Here is a 7582-nt window from a genome sequence, read left to right as displayed (position 1 = left end):
TTCCCAGAGGTTGACAGGTGAGGTCATAGGACACCTCCCTTGGTGTTAGGAAGATAGAGAGTCATCATGACACAATATGGATCACGGCTGTAGTATTAGGCACTTACTATACGCTGGTACTGCCTTATCCTCTGGTATTTTTTATCGTCTGGATGTTGTTGCTTATCGGATGGTATTTTACTGGATTACCCATCGGGCCGGGTATTTATCCAATATTAAATTAATGACTAATATGTAGTGGTTCTAACTTAATCTGATCTCCATTGAGAGGCTTCGTCCTCTCATTTATCCATCCCCTCAATGAAAACGAATTACCCAAAATGGCAGTCTTTGCTACATGTCCGGTACGACAGGCAAACCAAAGGCTGAAGTTAAAGAGATGGTTATTGAAGCGGTGTTAGCATCATTGTCTGAAGAACCCGAATGATCTCGGGTTCTTTCAGTCAGAGAATGATCTGCAATTGTCGGAAAAACCATGAACGGAAATATAAAATCCGCTCAGTGTGCTCCGCCACTACCCTGTTTTCCTGCTACAAAAGGTGGCTTCGCCATCCAGATAAGTAATATCAGGATCAAGAATATACCTGCTGAAATCCAAAAAATTTCATTAGCTGAAATGATCAACCCCTGATGAGTGATCTCTTTTGCCAGATAGGCGGCAATTTGCTGATCATTCATTCCCAATTGAGAGAGTTGCTGATGAACCTGCTGATAATTGGGGTTATACGGGGTGATCTGCTCGGTAAAGTTTGCATGATGCATCGATTCACGTTGTGTCCACAATGTGGTTGTGATCGATGTACCAATTGAGCCTGATAATATACGGGTAAAGTTTGACAGGCTGGAAGCGGATGCCATGCGTTCAGGCCCCAAACCTGACAAAGTGATGGTTGTCAGTGGCATGAAGAAGCAGGCCATCGCAAGCCCTTGTAAGAATTGGGGCCATGCCGCTGCGGCAAAATCCATTCCTGGTTCGAATGTATATGCCCGCCAGTAAAAACAGATAGCATAAACAATAAAGCTGAAGGTGATGAGGACACGCATGTCAACTTTATGACCATATTTACCGAAAAGTGGTGACAGTAACAGCGGGAGTATCCCCACCGGGGCGGCTGCAAAACCGGCCCATGTTGCGGTATAGCCAAATACTTCCTGTAGTAGCTGTGGTAGCAGAACGATGCTGCCGAAATACAACATAAAGGCGAGGCTGATACTCAATGTTCCGATAGTAAAATTACGCTCCCGGAACAGTGAAAGGTCGATAATGGGGTTATCGTCGGTTAATTCCCATATGACCAAAAGCACTAATGAAATAACAGCGATAGTTGCCAGAACAATAATTTCAGTCGAATTAAACCAATCCAGCTCCTTACCCTTATCAAGCATGATCTGTAAGCATCCAACACCTGCGATGAGTAAAATTAAACCAACTGTATCAATCGGTTTAATTTCTGTTTTGGTTTCCCTGTCTCGCAGGAGTTTCATTGTGACAAAGATAATTCCGATACCAAGAGGGACGTTGATAAAGAAAATCCAGCCCCAGTGGTAGTTATCACTGATATAACCGCCCAGTATCGGGCCACAAATGGGAGCAACCACCACCATGACAGACCAGAGTGCCAGCGCCATATTCCGCTTGGCTGGTGGGTAGTTATTCAACAACAGGCTTTGGCAAAGCGGAAGCACTGGGCCTGCTACTAATCCCTGAATAATACGAAAAGCGATTAACATCTCAAGACTGCCTGAGATCCCACACAGCCATGAAGAGAGGGTAAACAGTGCTGTAGACCAGATGAACAGCCTGACTTCACCAATGCGTTTTGCCAGCCAGCCGGTAATGGGGATGGATATGGCGTTGGCAACCCCAAACGAGGTGATAACCCATGTTCCCTGGGAGTTTGATGCCCCTAAATTCCCCGCAATGGTTGGTATGGCAACATTGGCAATGGTTGAATCCAAGACCAGCATAAAAGTAGCCATTGCGAGAGAAATGGTCACTAACGCCAGTTTTGCGCCTGTAAGTGGTGCTCGTGTTACCATGGCTCCCCCTTATAATTAATTCTTTAAGTTACTATTAATGATGTCAGTAACTATTTTGTTTGCAGGAGACATGTCTATCGCCAACGCATTTGTGTGATAGGCCGGTTTAATGCGTTCAGTGGTGGATAAGGCAATTCCGTTGGTATCCGCTGTATCAACGGTGGTTTTTGTTGACAGCCCGATACGAAGAGGATGTTTTATCAAGTCTTCTGAGTCAATTTCAATGCGGACAGGCAAGCGCTGGACAACTTTGATCCAGTTTCCACTGGCATTTTGAGCAGGTAGCAGAGAAAATGCGCTGCCTGTACCCATATCAAGGCCGACAACTTTTCCTTTATACACGATCTTATCACCGTAAAAATCGCTGACGATTTTTGCTGGTTGGTCAAGCCGCATATTAACGAGCTGGGTTTCTTTGAAGTTAGCTTCAACCCACATGCCGGTGGCGGGTACGATAGCCATCAAAGGCGCTCCTGTATTGATGCGGGAGCCTATCTGTACATTGCGGCGGGAAACATACCCGTCTACAGGGCTGACAATTTTGGTTCTCTGTAAATTCAGCCAGGCATCACGGACATCGGAGGCTGCTTTTTCCACTGCGGGTTGTTTTTCCAGCGGTGTATGCAAAATAACAGCCTGATTACTATTGTACTGTTCAATTGCGACATTCAAATCCGCCTGAGCAAGCGCCACACTTTCATAAGCATGTTGTAGCTCTTCTTTACCAATCGCTTCTCGGCTACCCAGTATTTTCCTGCGGTCAAAATCATTCTGTGCTTTTCTGAGGGCAATTTTTTTCTGTGCAATTATGGCCTGATATCTTTCACTATCAACTATCTGTTGCTGAGTGTTCCGAACCGCCATGGCAAGTCCATTCTGTGCTTTTTCTAGTGCAAGTTCTGCATCTGTAGGGTCGAGTTGAACCAGAACACTGCCACTTTTCACGAAATCGGTATTATCAAAATAGACAGTGGTAACACTACCATTCACCTGAGACATGATCTGAATCTGATTGCCTGTGACATAGGCGTTATCCGTTTCTTGCTGGTGGCGCGAGAAGAGATACCAGTAAATGGCGTAAATAACTCCGACGATGAGAAATAATAAAGAGATTAAAATCAATGCATTGCTACGAGAGCGTTTTTTGTTTCTCATATTTTTTTGAGGCTGATTCGAAGTTGGTGGTACTGGATTTCCCTCACTAGAACTCATAGTGAATCTCCGTAATTTCTGTGTATTTTGCTGTACGACATGAATATTTAAAAACCATTCAATTCCAGTAGTGTAGATGACACTACTGGAAAAGATAGACTTATGGGATTGATTATTATCAGAGGCTAATCGTTAGCCATATGAAGTATCAAATGATACCGGCTAGCGGAAAAGTTTTTTTAGGTCATATTGCCATAATGTGATTTTTTTTTGACTCAGTACTGTTCAGGGAGAAACAATCACTTTTTCAAACAATCCCCAAGATTATCCAACTGTGTCAGCAATTTTCTCATCAAGTTCTCTAATTGTTTCTGTTCCTCCAGATCAAGGGCAGACCAAAGTTTAACCAAGCACTCATGCTGAGGCGGGAGTAAACTATTCAAAAAAATTGTACCTTTTTCTGTCAGATGAAGGTGGAGACAACGGCGGTCGTTGTGGCTCTCCTTTCTTTCTATCCAGCCTTGCTTCTCTAATTCATCAGCAATTCGAGTTGCGTTTGTACGAGAAGAACCCAACGCTGCACTAAGTTCTGATGGCTGAATGCTGCGACTTTCTTTGGTATCCAGGATCATCAGTGCCATAAACAAGGTTTCGTTGATTCCTTGAGCTCTCAGCATGTTATTTCTATTTTCCAGCATCTTACTCTGGACATGCATCGATAAGCGAGTCAGTAATATCTCTTGATAGGGCAAACTTTTGTTCAACTCTTTTTGCTGTGCAACACGGCAATTAAGCAACTCTTCTGTGGGAGTGAATGAACTTTCCATTGTTTAGATACCTTATTAGTTTCAACCGGTAAAGTAACTTCTGTTAAAAACCATACAAATACTATATTAAAAGTTAAATTTAGCAATTATAGTTATTTATTATCATCATATTTCTTTTAATATTGATACCTAATTCATAAATACTTTGAATGTTAATCCAAAAATGGCTGCTCCGGACAGTGTAGATATGATAATGCTACGTGTCTTATAGAAGCATATACCGATAGCCAGACAGCCCAACAGTGTAGGAAAAAACTTGTCATGTGCCCGCATCACCTCAGGAATTCCTGCAACGATGAGGAGCGAACAAATTGATGCCACCCCAATACTGTCCAATATGATCCCGATGTTTCCCATTTTTGCTCCGGGAGAACGATTCGAGCCAAAGCACAGAGGCAGATAGCGGAACAAAAAGTTGGCTATTCCTACAACCATTCCAATTATGAATATCTTATGATCAATCATGAGATGCTTTTTCCCCCACTTGAGTTAGATGAGCTTGTATAAGAGCACCTAAGCAGCCACCAATAATTCCTGTCAGGATGGCAACCGGGATAGAAAAAAACATGACACCTATTAATGCGCCAGTCAGAGAAGCAATAACGCAGTAATTATTTTGTTTTTTGAAGGAAGAGAGCAGAAAACTTAAAAACAGGGCTGGCAGCATAAATATCATCGCTGCTTCAATAGCAGGGTATGAGTCGAGATAACCATTACCCAGCAATGCGCCCGCTACTGTGCCCAATACCCATGACAGCCAGGAACACGTGGCAATGGCGACCATCCAGTTTTCGCTCCAGCTGCGTTGATCTTTTATTAATTTTGTTGTAGCAGCGGCGAAAACTTCATCGGTTAACCCGAACGCCCAAATAACCGTTTTCTTTTGGGATAACTTTTGCTTGAGCCGATAGCGTAAAGCCGGGCCATACAGAATGTGGCGGATATCCATCGCCATAACCGTCAGGGCTGCAATCCATAGTGATGCGCCTGCACTGAGTAATGCCGTGATGACGAATTGACTGGCACCTGCGTAGATAACACACGAAAAAAATATGGCTTCGAGAGGAGAAAAACCCAGTTTGACTGCACTTAGACCGAAAGCAAAAGAGATGGGAATATAGCCGATAACAATAGGGAGACTATCAAAAATACCTCCAACAAATGAGGAACTTTTGCCTGTTATAGTGTGGTCATTTATCGGCGTGTCTGAACTTGAGCTATCGGGCACGGGTGTATCAGGTATCGACATAGGGTAATTTATTTTTTTGTTAACAGGTAAAACAACATTAACAAAATATAATAAAAGTGAAAATGTGAAATGTCTAAATTATTTAATAAATATTATTTAGAACAATGATTTTGATCGAAAAAATGGAGTAACCATGGATATGGGTGTTGATTTGTTAATAGATTTATGTGTGGTTATGAACTGGAGTAGAGGAAAGGATTTTTGCTTTATGGATTTTCTGGTTACTCTGGAGAAGAGTGTATTGAATGTTGTCTGAACAGGATCCCTGTCTGAGTTATCATTTTTCTGCATTACCTTGAATTTTTTTCCGGTGGTTTTTTTATCGGGTTTTAAATTTTCCCACTAATGTATATCCCCTGATTATATTCTTTGCTGCATTTAAATATGGCATGAGGGAAAATCAGTCTGATCGTAAATCATACTATTTTTATTGCGGAGAATTTCCTGTCATTAGTTATCTGAACTTATGCAATTATCTTGTCTATTGATATTTTTCTGGCTTTTAAACAGTTTTATCAGGCGATTATGAAGACATACATCCTGCTTTTTTTGCAAATGTTCAGATTTATTATAGTGGGATTCCAATAAATTAACCTCCTGTTTTGGACAATAACTGAATACGTTATATAAATTCTTAACTTTGAGTTTAATTGTCATGTAATAAATATTTAGCTTTGTGAAAAGGTATATTCTCTTTAATGGCTTAATCTAGATAAATTTTCCAAGCTATATACCGAAGCGTTGAGATATGCTGACAAATTATTGTTTATTATTGTTAATCAAAAGATAATCTGTTTTGTAGATAACTGTTTGCATTTAAGACTTAATTTGAATCTTTCATTGCAGACAGCATGATTTAATAGAAAAAATATTGATGTCATGGCAGGGATGAAAAATAACTCCTCTGGAGTTTATCTCTTCTGGGGAGAGGATATACGTTGAGATTTATTTGTTATCGCTGCCAGATGAAAAGTGTTTGTATCTGATTTTCGATGAGTATAACTACCCGGGATCCAATGGTGTTTGCCATAAATTATCACTCTTCTGGTAAAATTCTTTATTGATCCGGGCACTTATTGAAGAATAAAAAAGAGTATTGATGCATTACACTTTGATAATCTCTTTATGAGAACGATACTATATATGGGTTTTGATTTCTTTTTTGTTTCAATATATGGTGTTTTTATCTTTTTTGAATGTGTGTTATTAAAAGTAAGGTATTATATCTTATTGGCAATCCTCTGATTTTTATTATCAGTAGGCGGTATGGTTTCTTTATCAAATTGTCAGATGTGTAACTGAATTCATCATTGCAAATTGATGAAGGAGAGCTTTAGGCTAGTATAGAAATAGTGCAGAAATTATTAACAATAAATTAAATGGAGGTAGTTTATGTATCACCATTATCTGAATACTCCAGAAGGTTTTCCTAAACCTTATGTGCACGTCACTGCTAATGATGAAGGCGTTACTAGTATTTATTTTGTTAATGAAAAGAAAGAATTAGAATCTAAAAATGCGATAACTAAGCAGTGTGTAAAAGAGTTACAAGAATATTTTAAAGGAAAGCGAGATACATTTACGGTTCCTTTAAGTATGCAGGGAACTGAATTTCAGCAGCGGGTTTGGAAGCAGCTCTGTAATATCCCATTTGGTGAGATGTGGAGTTACAAACAATTAGCACTAACACTGGGTTCGGTAAATTATTGTCGTGCCGTTGGTATGGCGAACTCACGTAATCCTATTTCACTGATTGTCCCCTGTCATCGGGTAATTGGCCATGATGGTAAGTTAGTCGGATATACAGGAGGGCTGAATATTAAGGAATGGCTGCTGGAGCATGAGAAGAAAAAGAAGGCAAAAAAGTAAACAAAACTAAAATGAAACGCCAATTGATTTGTGAAATGGCGATTGGCGTATAAAATAAATCAATGAAATTAAACAAAACGTGCGTTTTTCGCATTTTGTTATATATTTCGTGATCTAGGTTGCAGACAGTAAGCTATATTATTTGTTGTACTGTATGTAGCATGGAGTTTGTGTCATTTTTATTAAAGGTAAGTTTGATGTCTAAAATTAAAGGTAACGTTAAGTGGTTTAACGAATCTAAAGGATTTGGTTTTATCACTCCAGAAGATGGTAGCAAAGATGTTTTTGTACACTTTTCCGCCATTCAATCAAATGGTTTCAAGACACTGGCAGAAGGCCAAAAAGTTGAATTTGAAATCACCGAGGGTGCGAAAGGTCCATCTGCTGCAAACGTTGTCGCGATCTAATTTCTAATCCCGTATTTTGAAAACCCGTTATAAAAACG

The 7582-nt window shown here is 40.1% G+C and carries 8 protein-coding genes; 3 read left to right on the top strand and 5 right to left on the bottom strand.

The genetic code is table 11. The features are described from left to right. The first annotated feature begins 53 nt into the window (after positions 1–53). Positions 54–224, top strand: a complete 171-nt coding sequence (locus AACS92_RS10590) for an AbgT family transporter (protein WP_255398523.1) — start codon at positions 54–56, stop codon at positions 222–224. Positions 225–498: 274 nt separating this feature from the next. Here the strand turns inward: AACS92_RS10590 and emrB are convergent, their stop codons facing one another. The 5 genes from emrB to AACS92_RS10565 form a co-directional block, all read right to left on the bottom strand. After that, positions 499–2040: a multidrug efflux MFS transporter permease subunit EmrB gene (gene emrB, locus AACS92_RS10585; protein WP_099111178.1), complete on the bottom strand. Its 1542-nt coding sequence runs from the start codon at positions 2038–2040 to the stop codon at positions 499–501. A 15-nt stretch (positions 2041–2055) separates the two neighbouring features. Continuing rightward, entirely contained in the window at positions 2056–3252 is a 1197-nt protein-coding gene (gene emrA, locus AACS92_RS10580; RefSeq protein ID WP_099111177.1) for a multidrug efflux MFS transporter periplasmic adaptor subunit EmrA, read from the bottom strand. Between the two features lie 239 nt (positions 3253–3491). Continuing rightward, positions 3492–4019 (bottom strand): transcriptional repressor MprA, encoded by a 528-nt coding sequence (gene mprA / locus AACS92_RS10575; protein ID WP_099111176.1) that lies wholly within the window; start codon positions 4017–4019, stop codon positions 3492–3494. A gap of 129 nt (positions 4020–4148) precedes the next feature. Then, entirely contained in the window at positions 4149–4484 is a 336-nt protein-coding gene (gene ygaH / locus AACS92_RS10570; RefSeq protein WP_099111175.1) for an L-valine transporter subunit YgaH, read from the bottom strand. Then, the gene (locus AACS92_RS10565; RefSeq protein ID WP_099111174.1) at positions 4477–5268 is read right to left on the bottom strand and encodes an AzlC family ABC transporter permease; all 792 of its coding nucleotides are present in this window, start codon (positions 5266–5268) and stop codon (positions 4477–4479) included. Before AACS92_RS10565 ends, ygaH begins: the two co-directional genes overlap by 8 nt. 1392 nt (positions 5269–6660) lie before the next feature. Here AACS92_RS10565 and AACS92_RS10560 point away from each other — a divergent pair. Then, complete coding sequence (locus tag AACS92_RS10560) at positions 6661–7137, top strand: methylated-DNA--[protein]-cysteine S-methyltransferase (RefSeq protein ID WP_099111172.1); 477 nt, start codon at positions 6661–6663, stop codon at positions 7135–7137. A gap of 197 nt (positions 7138–7334) precedes the next feature. Beyond that, positions 7335–7544 (top strand): transcription antiterminator/RNA stability regulator CspE, encoded by a 210-nt coding sequence (gene cspE, locus AACS92_RS10555; RefSeq protein WP_045969514.1) that lies wholly within the window; start codon positions 7335–7337, stop codon positions 7542–7544. Positions 7545–7582 lie beyond the last annotated feature (38 nt).

It is taken from the genome of Xenorhabdus sp. KJ12.1, assembly GCF_963876495.1.
Lineage (GTDB): Bacteria > Pseudomonadota > Gammaproteobacteria > Enterobacterales > Enterobacteriaceae > Xenorhabdus > Xenorhabdus stockiae.
Note: the sequence above shows the minus strand (reverse complement) of the source record. Positions and strands in the feature narration are given on the sequence as shown.

Excerpts from the sequence above, each read along its gene's own strand:
- emrB (WP_099111178.1), bottom strand. The coding sequence starts at position 2,040 with ATGGTAACACGAGCACCACTTACAGGCGCAAAACTGGCGTTAGTGACC.
- emrA (WP_099111177.1), bottom strand. The coding sequence starts at position 3,252 with ATGAGTTCTAGTGAGGGAAATCCAGTACCACCAACTTCGAATCAGCCT.
- mprA (WP_099111176.1), bottom strand. The coding sequence starts at position 4,019 with ATGGAAAGTTCATTCACTCCCACAGAAGAGTTGCTTAATTGCCGTGTT.
- ygaH (WP_099111175.1), bottom strand. The coding sequence starts at position 4,484 with ATGATTGATCATAAGATATTCATAATTGGAATGGTTGTAGGAATAGCC.
- AACS92_RS10565 (WP_099111174.1), bottom strand. The coding sequence starts at position 5,268 with ATGTCGATACCTGATACACCCGTGCCCGATAGCTCAAGTTCAGACACG.
- AACS92_RS10560 (WP_099111172.1), top strand. The coding sequence starts at position 6,661 with ATGTATCACCATTATCTGAATACTCCAGAAGGTTTTCCTAAACCTTAT.
- cspE (WP_045969514.1), top strand. The coding sequence starts at position 7,335 with ATGTCTAAAATTAAAGGTAACGTTAAGTGGTTTAACGAATCTAAAGGA.